Here is a 15,816-nt window from a genome sequence, read left to right on the forward strand (position 1 = left end):
AACCCTTTTTCGAACTACAAGGAGTAGTGATGACATCCCTCTTGTCCCGAGTTCGCCAGCTGGCGAACGATAATGCGTTGCCACCCTATCTGCTGCAAACCCGTGAGTGGGAAGGGCCCCTGTGTCGGGTGCGACTCGACAACACCGGCGCTGATGCCACCCCGGTTGAGCGCTGGGTGCTGTTTGACGGCAAGCTTGGCCTGCCGGTGGAGAGTGCCATCTATGGCGAAGGATTCCAGATGCTGGCCCAGACCATGGGTAGCTGGCATTCACCGCAACATGTCGGCCGTTGCCCCGATGCCAGCGTTTATCGCATCACCGATGACAATGGCTATCACACCATTCACAACCTGTTGCTGGTGGAGCATGGCAAGGGGTGGCTGCTGCTCGCCTTTGCCAGCTGCCACCGTTTTGGCGGGGAGTTTCGCCTCTATCCCGATGGTCGCTTGAAGATCCTGATGAACTGCGAAGGGCGAAAACTTGCGGCTGGTGAGCATTGGCAGAGCGAGGCGCTGATCTGCCTCGAAGGGGCGGAGCGCGAGGATCTGCTGGCCGAACTGGCACGGCTGATCGAGGCCGAGCACGGCTCGCTGATCGGCAAGGTGAGTGATCGCCCGAGCGGCTGGTGCTCCTGGTATCACTACTACGCCGAGGTGAGCGCTGCCGATATTCGCGAGAACCTGCAGGTGCGTGCCGAGCGCTTCCCGGCCCTGCGCTATGTGCAGATCGACGACGGCTATCAGGCCAAAATGGGCGATTGGCTCACACCATCGGCCAAGTTCGAGCAAGGCGTTGCTTCACTGGCTGCCGAGATCAAACAGGCTGGCTGCGAGCCCGCTCTCTGGGTCGCTCCCTTTATTGCCGAACCAAGCTCGCAGGTGTTTCAGGATCATCCCGACTGGTTTGTGAAGGGGGATGACGGTCTGCCGCTGCCTTCCGAACGAGTGACTTATGGCGGTTGGCGCTGCACCCCCTGGTATGTGCTGGACGGCACCCACCCCGATGTACAGGCGCACCTTGAGCGGGTGTTCCGTACTCTGCGCGAGCAGTGGGGCATCCACTACTTCAAGCTCGATGCCAACTTCTGGGGCGCTATCCATGGTGGCCGTTTCCATGATCCGGCTGCCACCCGGGTTGAAGCCTATCGACGCGGCATGGCGGCCATTCTGCGTGGTGCTGGCGATGGTGCCTTCCTGCTCGGTTGCAACGCCCCCATCTGGCCGAGCCTTGGGCTGGTGCACGGCATGCGGGTGAGCGATGACGTGGAGCGCAACGGTCACCGCTATCGCCAGATTGCTCGCGAAGCCTTCTGCCGTGCCTGGCAGAATGACAAGCTCTGGGCCCTCGATCCCGACTGCATCTGTTTGCGTGATCTACCGAGCCAGCAGGCAAGCAAGGCGGATTACAGCTTCCATCTGGCAGCGCTGGTGGCGAGCGGCGGCATGATGCTGGCGGGTGATCGACTGCAAGATCTCGATGAGGAGCAGGCGGCGCAACTGCGCAAGTTGCTGGCGCTCTGCACCGCCCGGGCACCCTCTGCCCGTTTCGAGTCGATGGACTTTGCCTGTGGCGAAGTAAGCCTGCCCGAGGGCGGCACTCTGCTCTGCCTGTTCAACTGGGAGGGGCAACCACAGGAGTTTCTGCTGCCGGAAGGGGGAAGCGATTTTTGGCAGGGGCAGGCAGTCGGCACAACCGTGACCCTGCAAGGGGGCGAGGGGCAGGTGATCCACTACACCTGATCACAGCGTCACCATAAACAATTCAGGCTCCATCACGGAGCCTGAATTGTTTCAATCAGCAGTTATCAGTAACGCCACTCAAAACCGACGGCGTATTTGGCGGAACCATAGCCCGGGATATCACTGCCGGAGGCGATCGCCTTGAGGGTCAGCAACGGGGTGATGGGCACCCCCAGACCAAAACCGATGGCCAGCTGATCATTGGGGTTCCCCATCAGATCGACCCGCATCACCCGATAGAGGGACATATCCTCGCTCAGGTGCATATAGGCTTGCGAAGCTCGGTTATAGACCTGGCCAAACACCTCCAGCTGGAAACCTGATTGGGCGCTGATGGCCAGCGGTACCCCGACAAACTTGTAGAGATGGGAACCGTTGAAGTAGCTGTTGGTGATCAGGGGAGTGAAATCAGTCTGCTGATAAAGGGTGTTGAAGTTCTGTTCTACGATGCGATAGGTCTGCTCGGGCAGGCGAGCAAGATAATCCGGTACATCGAACCGGTATGCGGCGTTGGCTGCCAGCGGCAGCAGGGCCAGTAATCCGAGCAGTGCGTGGTGACGAGGCATCAGCAAATGGCTTCCGTTCGGCCAAAGAGATCTCTTGCTTGGGAGACATCCGCTCAGGATGTTGCAAGATATTGGTTTTTGGGGAAATCCCCTTCGTCATTATGACCTGAAGAAGGGGATGGGCGGGAAGGATTTATTGTGAAACTACTCACAACTCATAAATCTTCCAGATAGTGGTAGAGACTCTTTAGAATCGCAAAGTTCCGTTCGTTACTCTGGTTCAGCTCGGCCAGTGCCTCGAGACGGGGCACATAGTCCGGCAGACGGCGGCTGAAGTAGTCGCTGCAGTGCAGGCGCCAGCGTTTCTGCTCTGCTTCGCTCAAGGTGTGTGGCCAGTTGCGGGCGCGGTAGCGGAACAGCATCTCCGGCAGCCGGGCGTCGGTAAAGGCGAACTCCCGCTCACCCAGCAGGTCCGCGGGGGTAGCACGCACCAGATCCATGGTGGACTTGTCGCCGTGGCCAAAGAATCCGGCGTAGAGCTGGGTATCGGGGTCGCTCTCATTGCTGCCGGCAAACTCCTGATTGAACACTTCCACCAGTTTTTCCCGTACTTCGGGGTGGGCGCGCAGCAGATCCAGGCTCTTGCGGCACTGCTCCCGATCGATGCCCAGCTGGTCGGCCCGCTCTGCCCTCAGGGTGGCGGCCGGTGCAAGAACCGGACACTTGTTGATGTGCACCAGTTTGACCGGAATGCTTGCCAGATCCCCCAGCTCCTCTTTTTTGGTATAGAGGCGCTCGCGGATCTCTTCGCTGGTGAGCTCGATAAGCGGGGTGGGGTCGCGGGTCAGATCCACCATGATCACCGCGTTCTGGTTGGTGGGGTGCCAGGCGAGCGGCGAGACCCAGCTTGCGCATCCCTGCCACGGGGAGAACATGCCGGAGACGTGTACCAGCGGTTTCATGGTCACCACGTCGATGAGGGCCTTCACTTTGTTCTTGTTGCGAAGGTCAAACAGGTACCCGAACAGCTTGGGCTGGGCTTTTTTCACCAGCTTTGCCATCTCGATGGTAGCCAGCACGTCCGAGAGTGCATCGTGGGCATTGGCATGGGCGACGCCGTTGGCGATAGTCAGCTTCTCCAGCCGGAAACTCGGTTTGCCTTCATCATCAAAGGCCCACTCGATCCCCTCCGGGCGCAGGGCGTAGCAGGCCCGCAGCATGTCGAGGATATCCCAGCGGGAGTTGCCATTTTGCCAGCTGTAGGCATAGGGGTCATAGAAGTTGCGATAGAGGGTGTAGCGGGTCACTTCATCATCGAAGCGGATGCTGTTGTAGCCCAGCACACAGGTATTCGGAGTGGCGAACTGCTCGTGGATCTGGCGAATGAAATCCGCCTCGCACAGCCCGTCCTTCATCGCTTTTTGCGGCGTGATGCCGGTGATCAGGCACGCCTCCGGATCTGGCAGGTAGTCCGCCGGCGGTTTGCAATAGATGACCAGCGGATCGCCAATAATGTTGAAATCCGCATCGGTACGAATACCGGCAAACTGCGACGGCCTGTCCTTGGCGGGGCTGATGCCGAAGGTCTCGTAGTCGTGGAAATAGAATGTTGGCTCGTTGCCCGCGTGTGCTGTTTTGCTCATGTTGCTCGAGATGAGGTATCCGATGACGGTAGCGCCTGGCGCTAGGGTGGGCGGTGCTAGGCACCACAATTGCCTGCATGGTAAACCATAGCGCAGGCAGAACGAAGGGCGAGCCGTGCAGGTGGCGGTTTATTGGGCGGTTGCTCCCGATATCTTATGCACTTCTGTCTTGCTCACCGGGACTATACGACCAATTTATCTCGTAGGATGCGATGATTTTTTATGACACCAGAATGTTAGCCTGGTCCCATATCCGCTGGTTATAAGGGGTATAACCAGCGTGTGACAGCGGGAGCCTTTAGACTGCAGGCCTCAAAACAGCAATTTTGCAGGTGGTGCAGTTATGGTGATTACTCAGGGTCCACAGTTCAACGGCAAGGCATCCAAGCGGATGCATGTGATGGCCAAACCTATCGGGGCCGTGTGTAACATCGACTGTACCTACTGCTACTACCTGAGCAAGCAGGATCTGCTGGAATACAAGAAGGGGTGCTCGCCCCAGATGGACGAGCAGACCCTTGAGACCTATATCCGCCAATATATCGAGGGGCAGAATACCCCCGAGATCATCTTCTCCTGGCAGGGGGGCGAGCCGACGTTGCTCGGGCTCGACTATTTTCGCAAAGTGGTCGAGTTGCAGCGCAAATACCAGCCGCAAGGGGTGGTGATTGCCAACGACCTGCAGACCAACGGAATCCTGCTCAACGATGAGTGGTGTGAATTTCTGGCCGCCAACAACTTTCTCATCGGTTTGAGCATCGATGGCCCCGAGTTGCTGCACAACGCCTATCGGGTCAACCGAGCCGGGCGCGGTACCTTCAATCAGGTGATGGCGGCGGTGGCGTTGCTGCATAAATACAAGGTGAAGTTTGCCACCCTGACCTGCGTGAACAACCTCACCAGCAAGAATGCGCTGGAGGTTTATCGCTTCCTGCGTGATGAGGTGAAGTCGCCCCAGATGCAGTTTATCCCCATCGTCGAGCAGAAGAGTTTTCGCACCACCGCGCCCCAGACTTGGCAACCGCAGGAGCAACTCAAGCAGGGGGACAAGCGCCTCAATCCCTGGCACAAGAATTCGGTGGTTGAGCCCTGGTGCGTCTCGGCCGAGGGGTGGGGGGATTTTCTCATCACTATTTTCGATGAGTGGGTGCAGCGGGATCTGGGGCGGGTCTTCGTGCAATATTTCGAGGCGAGTGTCGAGACCTGGATGGGACGCAAGAACCCCCTCTGTACCTTGGGGGAGATCTGCGGCAAGGGGCTGGCGATGGAGCCCAACGGCGATGTGTTTGCCTGTGACCACTATGTCTATCCCAAGTACAAGATCGGCAATATCCACCATCAGCCGCTCAGTGAGCTGGCGTATTCGCCCGCCCAGCAAGCGTTCGGCTTTGCCAAATCGCGCAGCCTGACCCGCCAATGCCAGCAGTGTGACTACCAGTTTGCCTGCTATGGGGAGTGCCCGAAGAACCGCTTTATTCGCACCCACGAAGGGGAGGCAGGTCTGAATTACCTCTGTGCCGGTTGGTACAAGTTTTTCAGCCATATCGATCAGTCGATGGCCTATATCCTGCGCCGTGCCGGTTACCCTGTGGCCCATGGCAAGTATCGTGATGCGGTGATGAATAATGGCGTCATGACACATGGTCAGAGGAAATAAGCGATGCAGAGCGTGTTGAGTCGCCACGAGTTCCGTCACACCCGCTCCGGCACCATGGGCGCCTTGTGGCTGGCCCTTGGCATGACCCTGTCTGGCGCAGCGCTGGCGGTAGCCAGCCCTGCGCCGCCGGTCACCACATCAGCGAATGGGGCACCCACCGCATCCGTGGCGGCCAGTGCGCCCTCAGCCGCCCAGATCCAGCAGTGGGCCTACAATGCGCAGGATATCTCCCTGCCAGCGGTGGATCGGGCCGATGCCCTGCGCCAGCTGGCGGCTTATCCGAACCAGAACAGTCTGGTGGCGGTGGCCAGAACTCTGCGCGACGAGAGTGCGCTGGTGCGAGAAGCTGCGGTCGTGGCTGCCGACCCTTATCAGTTTGCGCACCGCTGGCGACTGCTCTCACCGCTGCTGGCTGACAGCAGTGCCGAGGTTCGCCGCGCCGCCACCCTCAATCTGGCGCGCGATTATGGCGCCATGAATGAGGGGCAACTGAGCGCCATTGGCCAGCCGCTGGCGGAGGTGAGCGAGTATCTCGCCCGGCAGCAGGCCCCTGCGCAGCAGCTGTTGCAGGCAGATCTCTATCGCTGGACCCGGCAGTGGGACAAGGCGCAGGCAAGCTACGAACAACTGCTGGCTAATCAGCCCGATAATCCCCGGATCTGGCTTGGTCTCTCTGACAACTTGCGGGCCCAGCAACGGGATGGCGAGGCACTGGCCTTGCTCAACAAAGGGATTCTTGCGCTGCCGCAGAATGCCAACCTCCATTACGCCAAGGCGCTGACCCAGGTGCGCCTCGATCAGAAGAGCGAAGCGGCAGTCACCATGGCGCAGGCGGCGACCCTCGCTGGCAACAACAGCTACTTCTGGTATCTCAACGGGGTGCTGCAAGAGCCGCTGGATCTCGAGAAAGCCATCGGCTCGTTCGAGCTTGCCTACCGGATCTCCGGCGCGCCGGAGCAGCTCTATGCGGTGTGCGATATCTACCTTCGCCACGATCACCCCAAGAGCGACGCCTGCATGAGTGAACTTGGCAAGATAGCGCCCCCCGAGGTGCTGGCCGAGCTCAATAGCAAGCGCGCGAGCAAGACGAGCACGCCGCCGGTTTCCGCTGGCCAGTGATGGCTGCCACTTCTCTTACTGCACAGGTCAGGTTATGACGATCATACCGTTCAAATTCGCAATTCCGTTGCTGGCGACCACCCTGCTGGTGGCCGGCTGCACCCTCTCGGTCAAACAGGGCAACCAGCCGCTCCATCCGCTGCGACAGAAGGTTGAAGCGGACATGGTGCTGGTGGAAGGGGGCCGTTTTGAGATGGGCTCCAACGACCCTGCCGCCAAACCGAGCGAAGGGCCGCAGCATACGGTCTCGCTCAACAGCTTCTACATGGCAAAATTCGAGGTGACCCAGGCTCTGTTCGAAGCGGTGATGGGCCCCTCCATCAGCTATTTCCAGGCACCGGATGTACCGGTCAACAACCTCAGCTGGCAACAGGCCAATCTGTTTGTGACAAGGCTCAATGAGTTGACCGGCGCTCACTACCGCTTGCCCACCGAAGCTGAGTGGGAGTATGCAGCCAAGGGGGGCAAGCTGAGTAAAGGCTATCGTTACAGCGGCTCCGATCAGATTGATGAAGTGGCCTGGTACAGCGGCAACGCCAAGAATCGCGCCTATCCGGTGGGGCTGAAAAAGCCCAACGAGCTGGGGCTATACGACATGACCGGCAATGTGGGGGAGTTTGTGGCTGATGCCTATGAAGAGACCTTCTATCGCCACAGTCCTCAAGCGAACCCGAACAATGCCCAGGAGAGCAAGAGCCACCTCGCCCATAAGTCGGTGCGAGGCGGCAGCTATGCCTATGAGGCTGAATTGTCTGAAAATTTCCGGCGTGATTTTGCCAGCCAGTCGGTGATGATGGCAGACATGGGATTGCGATTGGTGCGAGATGCCCGTTAGGACTGAACGATGGAGGTGGTCAGCCCCAGCTCGCTGACCACTTCGAACAACTGCTGGCGCAGCCAGCGGTGGCCAGCCTCGGTGGTCCGGCTGGGGTGCCAGATGGCCGACAGGCTGAATACTGATTCCTCGAAGGGGAAGGGGAGTACCCGCACATCATACATGCCGGCAAAGGTATTTATGATGGAGGTGGGCAAAACCCCGATGATCTCGCTGCATGCAATGATGGGCAGCATCTCCATGGCGGTTGGCACCCGTACCACGATATTGCGGTTGGCCATTTGCGGCAGGTGCTCGGCGGTGATCATGCTGCCTCTGACCTGCCACTGGGCCAACGCCACATGCTCTTCGGTAAAATAGGCCTCCACCGTCAAGTTGCTGCCCAGTCGCGGGTGGTCGCTGGCACACACCACCTTCACCTGCTCGCCATAGAGCACCTCGCTCTTGAGCATGCTGCGCCCGCTCTGGGTCATGTCGATGATGAGATCATAACGCTGCATCCGCAGGTCACTCTCCATATCTTCGGTAAAGAGGGGATGCACCTCGAGCGAAATACCCGGGGCGTGAGCCCGGATCTTGCACAGCAGCGCCGGGACCAGTTGGGCGCTGACCAGTCTGACACAGGCGATGGAGAAGACTCGCTGGGAAGTGCGTGGATTGAACGTGCGCGATGTAGATAGGGTCGAACTGAAGTTTTTCAGCGCGGCCGCCATCGCCGGATAGATGTCGATGGCAAACGAGGTGGGCTCCATCCCCACGACCTTGCGATTAAACAGAGGATCACCGTAGATCTCCCGCAGTCGCTTGAGGGCCTTGCTGACGGCGGGTTGGCTGATCTCCATGCGTGTCGCCGCCCGGGAGAGGCTGCGCTCTTCGTAGATGGCGACAAAGATCGGGATCAGGTTCAGCTCGGTACTTCTGATGTCTAACAAGAGATGCCTCGTTACATGTTCGTGGAAAAATCACACTGCCTTGGCACTGCCGGGTAGCCGGAGGGGAGAACCTGCCACGCCAGTCAGGTGGCGTGGCAGCCAGCGGGTATCCCACTTTGGCAGTGTAATGAAGTGGGCAAAGTGGGACAACCAGTGCAGGGGTTGGTTGCTGCGTGGCGCACTTTATTTATCTGTTTGCGTTGCAGGATGACTGATCCGCTGAGGTCGGTTTGCCAGTCAGGGGGGTCAGTTCCGGCAGGGCCGCTTGCCAGCCGATAATGTGGCCCAACCGTGAACGGATGTTGCCAAGACTGGTGCCCCGTTGCCTTTGCAGGCGCACCAGCAGGCGCCAGCCCATCCTGAGCGCATCAGCCCGATCAAGGGGATCTTGCTGGAATACAACCTGTTGTTGCTGCCAAGCCGGATCGGAACTGACATGGCTCAGTTCCAGCCAACCCCTCTTGGCCCGCAGATAGCGATAGGCCAGTACCCGCACCGCCCCCCACTGCCTGCTCCAGATGGCGGCCCCATATTGCCAGCCGAGCGGGCGAGGGTGGTGACGGTAGTAACGGGCCATAGCCAGAAGTGCCAGCACCAGCAGGGCTACACCACTGGCTACTCCAAGCAACCGATGCCAGTAGGCCGCCAGCCAGGAGGCGGGAGTGTGGCGCACTTGCAGGGTCAGCCCAGAGAGGGTCAGGGTTTGCAGCTGGCCAGTCTGGCTGTTCCACCAGGCAAGCTCCAGCGCGGGCAGGGTCAACTCACCACCGCGCTGCACGATATAGGTAGTCTGATCTTCCCGTGTCGAGAGGTACTCCCCCCGCTCCTGGGTATCGTTCAGTCGGGCTTGCGTCGGATAGGCCTGTACCCGCCCATCGCTTGCAAGCGGAGTGATCAGCGGCGGGATCAGCACCGAGAGGGTATCCTGCCCGCTGGCGGTCACGGTGCGGGTGATAGCATCCCCCACCCGCAGCTCGCTGTCAGCATGGTCATCCGCAGAGCGCTGCCAACGCTGGCTCAGGGTGAGATTGCTGGCGCTCAGCCAACGCCCGCCGATCGTCAGGGCTGGGTCGGGCAGAGCGGCGGCAAAACGTTGAGGGTGGGTGGTGAGGGTGATCTGCCGGGAGCCCCCTTCAGGGCGCGCCACGGTGGCCCGTACCGTGATGGCGGGGATCTCGAACTGGCCGGATTGCTGGGGATAGAGCGTCAGCTCCCAGCGCTGGTGCGACCAGGTTTCGCCATCGCGGCGCTGGGTGAAGTTGGTTGCCAGCTCGCTACGCTGCTTGACCATAACCCCCGGCAGCTCGAACTGGCCGATGCGGGTGCCCGCGGTAAACCAGCGGTTGGTGGCCAGCTCCAGATAGAGGGTGATCTGTTGGTTGACGGCATAGGGGCGCTTCTCCTCCCCCTGCTCTTTCAACCAGCTCTTGAGGGTCACCTGAGTGGCGTCAGTCGCATCAGCGGCCTCGGCAGCCTGTGCTTCGACCGTGAGCAGCACGGCCCCGAGCAGGGTAGCGGTCGCCACATATCCGCACAGCCAGTGGCGGAGTTTATTGTGCCGGTTGCACATGGGTAGGCTCCTTGTGGGTGGCAGAACGAGGACGGACGGTTGCGCCCGTTTGCTGTGCGTGTAGCTGGAGGCGGAATTTGGCTTGCAGGAAGTCACCGGGATCTGACTCCACCCGGCGCAGCCACTTTTCGGCCTGCGCCGGATTGGCCAGGATCTGATCTGCGGTCAGGGTTTCGCGCGCCATCAGGGATGAAACCACGGTCTCTTCCGCTCCGTCGGCACTGCGTGGCTCTTCATCGGGCAGTTCACTGGAGTGATCAGGTCCATCCGGCGTGCCGGTCTGGCTCTGACTGGCGCGGTTGATCTCGTCAACAATCCCGCTCATCACCTGATAGTTGTGGGCGGCTGATTGGCGCACGCTCGGGGCGCTGGCCTCGTCAGCCAGTTTCCGGAACAGCCGGCGGGCGGCCAGATACTCACGCTGTCTGGCGAGGGCATTGCCGGCATAGAGCAGAGCCTGTTCGGAGTCGGCTTGCAGGAATGCTGACTGAGCCAGCGCAAACTCGGCGCCATAGTAGTAGGCCACCCCTTTGTAGAAGGGATCTTCATAGTGTTTAGCCGCCTCCAGATAGTCACCTTGCTGGAAGTACCACTGCCCCTGCTGATCCGGGGTGAGCCAGAGGTTGAACCACTGCTGTTTCAGCTCCTTTGCCCAGTGATTGATCGCAGGCTCTGTCGGCTCTGCGGGCGCCAGCGAGAAGGTGGTGGCCTGCGCAGGCGTCGTCTGTAACAGGGAGAGACCGATGGCTGCCACCAGACCCCACTGCACCAGCCAGCCTTTGCGAAACCAGAGCAGCAGCAGGGCGACGACCGGAAAGAGCAGGTAGTAACCCATGTCCTGCCAGGGCATCAGGGAGTCGTTATGGATCAAAAAGTTGCGTTCAATCCCCCGGTTGATGCGCTCTACGTCGCCATTATCCACCGTCATGGTGAGCAGGGTGCCATCGCTGTCACTGGCCAGTCGCCGTAATGAGGCAAGCTCCAGCGGGCGTTTGCCACTCAGGGCCGGGTCGCCAGCGGCCAGGATCAGCAGCTGACGGGATTGACCACGGAAATAGTCAGCCAAGGGGGCGATGGCGGAGGGGCTGATGCCATCACTCACCAGCAAAACGGTGCTGCCGGTCTCATCGGCCAGAAGCTCGGTGAGTAGCGGGATCACCTGTTCGGTGCGTTTGCCCGCTTTAGGCATGATCTCGGGACGGATGGCGGCGAGGATAGGGTCATAGACGGCACTGTCACGGGTCAGCGGCATGGCGGTGTGGGCCGAGCCGGCAAAGACCACCAGCCCGTTGCGCCCGCCATCGCGGGTCGCCAGCAGATCGCTGATCTTCTGTTTGGCCCGCGTCAACCGGTTGGGGGCGATATCCGTTTCCAGCATGGAGTCGCTGTTATCGAGCAGGATCAGCAGGGCGCCCTGATCTTCGCCAAAGGGGGAGGGTTCACGGCTCCAGGTCGGCCCTGCGCAGATCAGGATGGCGAGCCCCATCAGCAGCCCCAGCACCTTGAGGGGCAGGTTCTTTTTCCAGCCGGTGTCCCCCAGCGTCAGCGCCTCGCGCAGATGGGGCGGCAGCCGCTGTTGCCAGTTGTTCGCTTCATCCATGTGCCAGCGCAGCAGCAGGATGGCGACAAGGGGGAGCAAGGCCAGCAGCCACCAGGGGCGCAGAAAGTGGGCATTCAGCCAGAGCTGTTGCCAGTAGAGAGGATCCATCATGGCGTGTCTCCTGAGAGAGCAGTGCGCAGGCGGTAGCGCCTGAGGGTCAACAGGGAAAAGAGAGTGAGATAGAGGCCGACGCTGACGGCGATGAGGTAATGGTGCAGGCTTTTGCGAGTCTGAAAGCGGGTGCTTTTGTAGCGTTGTGGCTCCAGCTCACCGATCACCTGATAGGCGCGCGTCAGCTGCGCCTCATCAAGAGCCTGAAACAACTGGCCGCCGGTCAGGGCCGCCAACTGTTGCAGGGTATCGAGATCGAGTGCCTGTTCGCCGACGGTGGCCGGATCCCCCATGGCGATAGTATGCAGCCGCACACCTTTGACCGCGGCTACCCGGGCCGCATCCCGCGGGCTGACAAAACTGCCGGTGTCATTGCCATCGGTAAGGATGATGGCGACTTTCTCCCGCTTGGCGCTGTTCTGGTCTTGTTGCCCGTGGCGATCACTGTTGTTGAACACTTTGATTGCCAGACCGATGGCATCCCCCAGATGGGTACTCTGGCCCGCCATGGCTACATCGGTCTCCTGCAGCAGGGTTTGCCAGGTGTCGAGATCGGCGGTAAACGGCGCCTGAAGAAAAGCGGCATCCCCAAACAGGATGAGCCCGAGTCGATCTCCTTCGCGCGTTGCAGCAAATTGTTTAAGCACCTCTTTGGCGGCGTCGAGCCGACTGAGGGACTTGCTGGGGTCGGGGGAGAAGTCGGTCTCGGCCATGGAGCCGGAGAGATCCAGTACTATCATCACATCCCGCCCGAACCGCTCGCGCACCTGAGGCGGGCCATAGATGGTGGGCTTGGCCAGCGCCAGCACCGCCAGTAGCCAAACGGTGATCAGGGCGATCCGTTGCCACCAGCTGGCAGTCAGCTGGGTTGCCCCCTCACGCGGCGGTTCATCCAGCAGATCGATCAGCAGATCGAAGAAGGGCACCTTGATGGCACTCTGCCGGGTGCGATAGGCCGGAATAAGGCGAAACACCAGCAACGGCAGGGGCAGCAGCCAGAAACAGTGGGGGTGGGCAAACTCAAGACCGGCATCAAGCATGATGGGCCTCCGTCGCCAACGAGGCTGTTTGTATTGGAGTCTGGTGGTGGGTAAGCCAGTCGTAGCAGAGTGAAACGAGGCAAAGCTGATCACTGACGCTTAACACCACCTGATCACAGACCAGCGATACCAGCCAGCGCTCCCCCAGTTCGGTCGCGAAACGGGGCTGCCTATCAGCCATGGCATTGTCGAGGGTTTGCAGCAACGCCATGCCAAACAGCTTGCCGTGCCGGGGATCTAGGTGGGTCAACACCTGCTTGATCAGGTGAAACAGCGCCAGACTGGCCCCGGCATCAGACCAGTTGATCGTGCGCAGGGCCGCCTGCGCTTCACGGCGGTAACGCTGTTGCCACCAGCGCTGTGCCCGGTGATAGAGCCAGAGCAGCGCCAGCGCCCCCAGGCTCAGCGCCAGCAGCAGCCAGCCTGCGGTTTGCGGTTGCCAGCTGATGGTGGGTGGTACGGTCACGTCCTGCAATTCGCGCAGCATATAGGTGCCGGGCAGCTTGTGGTTCATCAGTGATCTCCTCCCAATGCGGTAATGAGGCGGGCGAGGTGGTGGCCACCGGTGTCGAGGGTGATAAGCGGCAATCCCTTGAGGGCCATCAGTCGCAGCAGTTGATCTTTTTTCAGCTGCTGCTGACGGGCTAGCCCCTGATCCAGCACAGGGATCTGGTGGGGAGCAATATTGAGCTGGTACTGGCCATCGCCGACTACCCAGCTGGCGTCTACGGCTGTGGTCGACAGGGTCGACTCGAGGGGATCGGCGATGTGCAGTGCCAGCACATCGTTGTGCTGCTGCAAGTAACCGAGGCGGGTCAGGTCGGCCTCGGTGACGCCTGCCCAGTCGCTGAGAAAGATCAGGGTGGTATTTTTCAACTTGAGGTGGCCCAGCATCGCCAGCAGGGGGGCCAGACCGGTCGCCTCGCTGTCGCGGCTGATGGCCGAGAGAGCATGATTGGCGGCACAGAGCTGGCGCAGTCCTGCCAACCAGTGGCCACGGGAGCGCTGGCCGCGCAGCCACGCCACGCCATCGCAGTGCAAAATGGCGAGCCCGACCCGATCGCTCTCTTTGAGTACTTGCCAGCCGAGCAGGGCAGCCACTTCGGCGGCCACCACCGACTTCATCACCTCCACCGAGGAGAAAAACATGCTGCTGCGCTGATCAACGCAGAGGATCACGTGACGATCTTTCTCTTCGCTGTAGCTACGGACATGGGGGCGGCCAATGCGCAGGGTCACTTTCCAGTCCAGGGTGCGAATATCATCCCCTTGCTGATAGTGGCGCAGCTCTTCAAAGTTGAGCCCACGGCCGCGAAAGCGTGACGGGTGGCGGCCGCACAGTAGGTTGCCGCTGTTTAGCCGGGGCAGCAGTGAAAACTGGCCGACCAGCCCCTGAAGCCGGACCAGTGTCAGGTAGTCGCAGTGGATGCGGGGGTCACCACTGGGCGGTTGCCCGCCCTGTGTCAGCCTGTCATGGGATAAGGAGCGAGGAGTCATGGTATCGCTTACCCGATGACGACGTGATCGAGCAGAGTCATCACCACCTGCTGGTGATCCACCCCATCTGCCAGCGCGTCATAGCTGAGGGTAAAGCGGTGGCCAAGCACGCTGGGCACCATGGCGCGCACATCGTCGGGCAGCACGTGGTTGCGCCCTTGCAGCCAGGCATAGGCGCGGGCGCACTTGTCCAGAGCAATGGATGCGCGGGGGCTGGCGCCGACCGCAATCCACTGTGACAGCCCGGTGGCCGGGTAGCGATCGGGGTGTCGGGTCGCCATGACCAGCGCAATGATGTAGTGCTCCACCAGCGGTGAGACCGTCATCGCCGAGAGCTCTGATCTGGCCTGCAAGATAAGTTCAGGGGAGAGGGGGGAGAACCCCTCGTTCTGCTGGCGGGTACCGCGCTCTTCGGCCCGCACCAGCCGAATGATGGCAAGCTCTGCCTCATCATCGGGGTAGGCGACCGAGACCTTGAGGGCAAAACGGTCTATCTGGGCTTCTGGCAGCGGGTAGGTCCCCTCCTGCTCGATGGGGTTCTGGGTGGCCAGTACCATAAAGAGCTCGGGCAGGCGATGGCTCTTGTCACCGACGGTAACGGTGCCTTCTGCCATCGCCTCCAGCAGCGCCGCTTGTACCTTGGCGGGGGCGCGGTTCACTTCATCGGCCAGTACGATGCTGTTGAAGATGGGGCCTGGCTGGAAACGCAACTGGTGGGCTCCTTCACGCTCCTGATACATCTCGGTGCCGGTTACATCCGAGGGGAGCAGATCGGGGGTGAACTGAATGCGGCCGAAGCTGGTATTGAGGGCTTCTGCCAGCGCCTTGACCGAGCGGGTCTTGGCGGTGCCGGGCAAACCTTCAAGGAGCACGTGGCTATTGGTCAGCAAGCCGATGACCAGGGCGCGGATCACATGGGACTGGCCAACCACACTGTGACCAACCTGTTCGATGAGTTGCGAGATATGTTGTTGCAAGGGGTTCATAGGGTGTTCCACAGGGTACATTTAACGAGACAGAGATAGGGCTAGGAGGGGGCCAATGGGTTTTCAATTTCCAGCCGGCACGGTGCGACCCGGCTGGAAATTGAAAACGCCCACCAGAGAGTGATGGGCGTTGGAGTCACCGCCTTACTTGATGGTGGCGACTTTTTGTTTGAGTGCGTCCAGCTCTGCCAGTTTGCCCTTGAGCATCAGGCTCTGGGAGCTAATGCTGGCAGGGTTCATCTGGAAGCTCTGTTGCATCGGATAGTCGGGCAGAGTGTCGAAGAACTCTTTCAGGATCCCCTGTGCAGGTACGAACAGCCACATGTTGTCTGCCATCCAGCGCAGATACATGCCTGACTCATGCGGTGCCTTCTCGAACGGATCAGCGCGCAGGTTGATGATCTGCGGCCAGTTTGGAGTCACACGCGCCGCGTCGGTGATGTTGCCCTCCATGGTGGCAAAGTTCAGTTTGAAGTCATTCCAGCGCACGGCGTTGAGTTCGCCGTTTGAGGAGAAGTAGAGCATGGAGTTGCGCGGGGAGGTGTCGGCTTTACCGGAGAGATACGGCATGAAGTTGTAAC

General features: G+C 60.4%; 13 protein-coding genes and 1 pseudogene. 4 read left to right on the forward strand and 10 right to left on the reverse strand.

The genetic code is table 11. The features are described from left to right. The first annotated feature begins 29 nt into the window (after window positions 1–29). The gene (locus AACS18_RS17460; protein WP_108612863.1) at window positions 30–1,739 is read left to right on the forward strand and encodes a glycoside hydrolase family 36 protein; all 1,710 of its coding nucleotides are present in this window, start codon (window positions 30–32) and stop codon (window positions 1,737–1,739) included. Between the two features lie 65 nt (window positions 1,740–1,804). Here AACS18_RS17460 and AACS18_RS17465 read toward each other — a convergent pair whose 3' ends face one another. Together AACS18_RS17465 and sbcB are read right to left on the reverse strand one after the other, a co-directional pair. After that, window positions 1,805–2,305 carry a hypothetical protein gene (locus tag AACS18_RS17465; RefSeq protein WP_005360277.1) on the reverse strand — a complete coding sequence of 167 codons (501 nt, stop codon included), beginning with the start codon at window positions 2,303–2,305 and terminating at the stop codon, window positions 1,805–1,807. 155 nt (window positions 2,306–2,460) lie between these two features. Next, window positions 2,461–3,888, reverse strand: coding sequence for an exodeoxyribonuclease I (gene sbcB / locus AACS18_RS17470; protein WP_108612864.1), 1,428 nt, complete (start codon window positions 3,886–3,888; stop codon window positions 2,461–2,463). A 343-nt stretch (window positions 3,889–4,231) separates the two neighbouring features. On the opposite strand from sbcB, the gene AACS18_RS17475 reads away from it, so the two are divergent. Genes AACS18_RS17475 through AACS18_RS17485 form a run of 3 tightly spaced genes read left to right on the forward strand, consistent with a single transcriptional unit; the run spans window position 4,232 to window position 7,499 of the window. After that, window positions 4,232–5,545 carry an anaerobic sulfatase maturase gene (locus AACS18_RS17475; protein WP_108612865.1) on the forward strand — a complete coding sequence of 438 codons (1,314 nt, stop codon included), beginning with the start codon at window positions 4,232–4,234 and terminating at the stop codon, window positions 5,543–5,545. A 3-nt stretch (window positions 5,546–5,548) separates the two neighbouring features. After that, window positions 5,549–6,664: a tetratricopeptide repeat protein gene (locus AACS18_RS17480; RefSeq protein ID WP_108612866.1), complete on the forward strand. Its 1,116-nt coding sequence runs from the start codon at window positions 5,549–5,551 to the stop codon at window positions 6,662–6,664. Window positions 6,665–6,698: 34 nt separating this feature from the next. Continuing rightward, on the forward strand, window positions 6,699–7,499 hold the full coding sequence (locus tag AACS18_RS17485) for a formylglycine-generating enzyme family protein (RefSeq protein WP_108612867.1): 801 nt from the start codon (window positions 6,699–6,701) through the stop codon (window positions 7,497–7,499). On the opposite strand, the gene AACS18_RS17490 is transcribed toward AACS18_RS17485, so the two are convergent. The 8 genes and pseudogenes from AACS18_RS17490 to AACS18_RS17525 form a co-directional block, all read right to left on the reverse strand. After that, a complete protein-coding gene (locus tag AACS18_RS17490) occupies window positions 7,496–8,431 on the reverse strand; it encodes a LysR family transcriptional regulator (protein WP_108588268.1) in 936 nt (311 codons plus the stop codon). The genes AACS18_RS17485 and AACS18_RS17490 overlap by 4 nt on opposite strands. Window positions 8,432–8,618: 187 nt before the next feature. Continuing rightward, the gene (locus AACS18_RS17495; protein WP_108612868.1) at window positions 8,619–10,001 is read right to left on the reverse strand and encodes a BatD family protein; all 1,383 of its coding nucleotides are present in this window, start codon (window positions 9,999–10,001) and stop codon (window positions 8,619–8,621) included. Further along, entirely contained in the window at window positions 9,982–11,712 is a 1,731-nt protein-coding gene (locus AACS18_RS17500) for a VWA domain-containing protein (protein ID WP_108612869.1), read from the reverse strand. The genes AACS18_RS17495 and AACS18_RS17500 overlap by 20 nt, the downstream gene beginning before the upstream one ends. Further along, window positions 11,709–12,752: a vWA domain-containing protein gene (locus AACS18_RS17505; RefSeq protein ID WP_108612870.1), complete on the reverse strand. Its 1,044-nt coding sequence runs from the start codon at window positions 12,750–12,752 to the stop codon at window positions 11,709–11,711. The genes AACS18_RS17500 and AACS18_RS17505 overlap by 4 nt, the downstream gene beginning before the upstream one ends. Further along, window positions 12,745–13,266, reverse strand: a complete 522-nt coding sequence (locus AACS18_RS17510; protein WP_108612871.1) for a DUF4381 domain-containing protein — start codon at window positions 13,264–13,266, stop codon at window positions 12,745–12,747. Before AACS18_RS17510 ends, AACS18_RS17505 begins: the two co-directional genes overlap by 8 nt. Beyond that, the gene (locus AACS18_RS17515) at window positions 13,266–14,249 is read right to left on the reverse strand and encodes a DUF58 domain-containing protein (protein ID WP_108612872.1); all 984 of its coding nucleotides are present in this window, start codon (window positions 14,247–14,249) and stop codon (window positions 13,266–13,268) included. Before AACS18_RS17515 ends, AACS18_RS17510 begins: the two co-directional genes overlap by 1 nt. A gap of 8 nt (window positions 14,250–14,257) precedes the next feature. After that, window positions 14,258–15,235 (reverse strand): AAA family ATPase, encoded by a 978-nt coding sequence (locus tag AACS18_RS17520; protein ID WP_108612873.1) that lies wholly within the window; start codon window positions 15,233–15,235, stop codon window positions 14,258–14,260. Window positions 15,236–15,379: 144 nt separating this feature from the next. Continuing rightward, window positions 15,380–15,816: pseudogene (locus tag AACS18_RS17525) on the reverse strand (arylsulfatase); the annotation flags it as partial.

The sequence above is a fragment of the Aeromonas sp. HMWF015 genome (assembly GCF_963878965.1).
GTDB classification, from domain to species: Bacteria; Pseudomonadota; Gammaproteobacteria; order Enterobacterales; family Aeromonadaceae; genus Aeromonas; species Aeromonas veronii.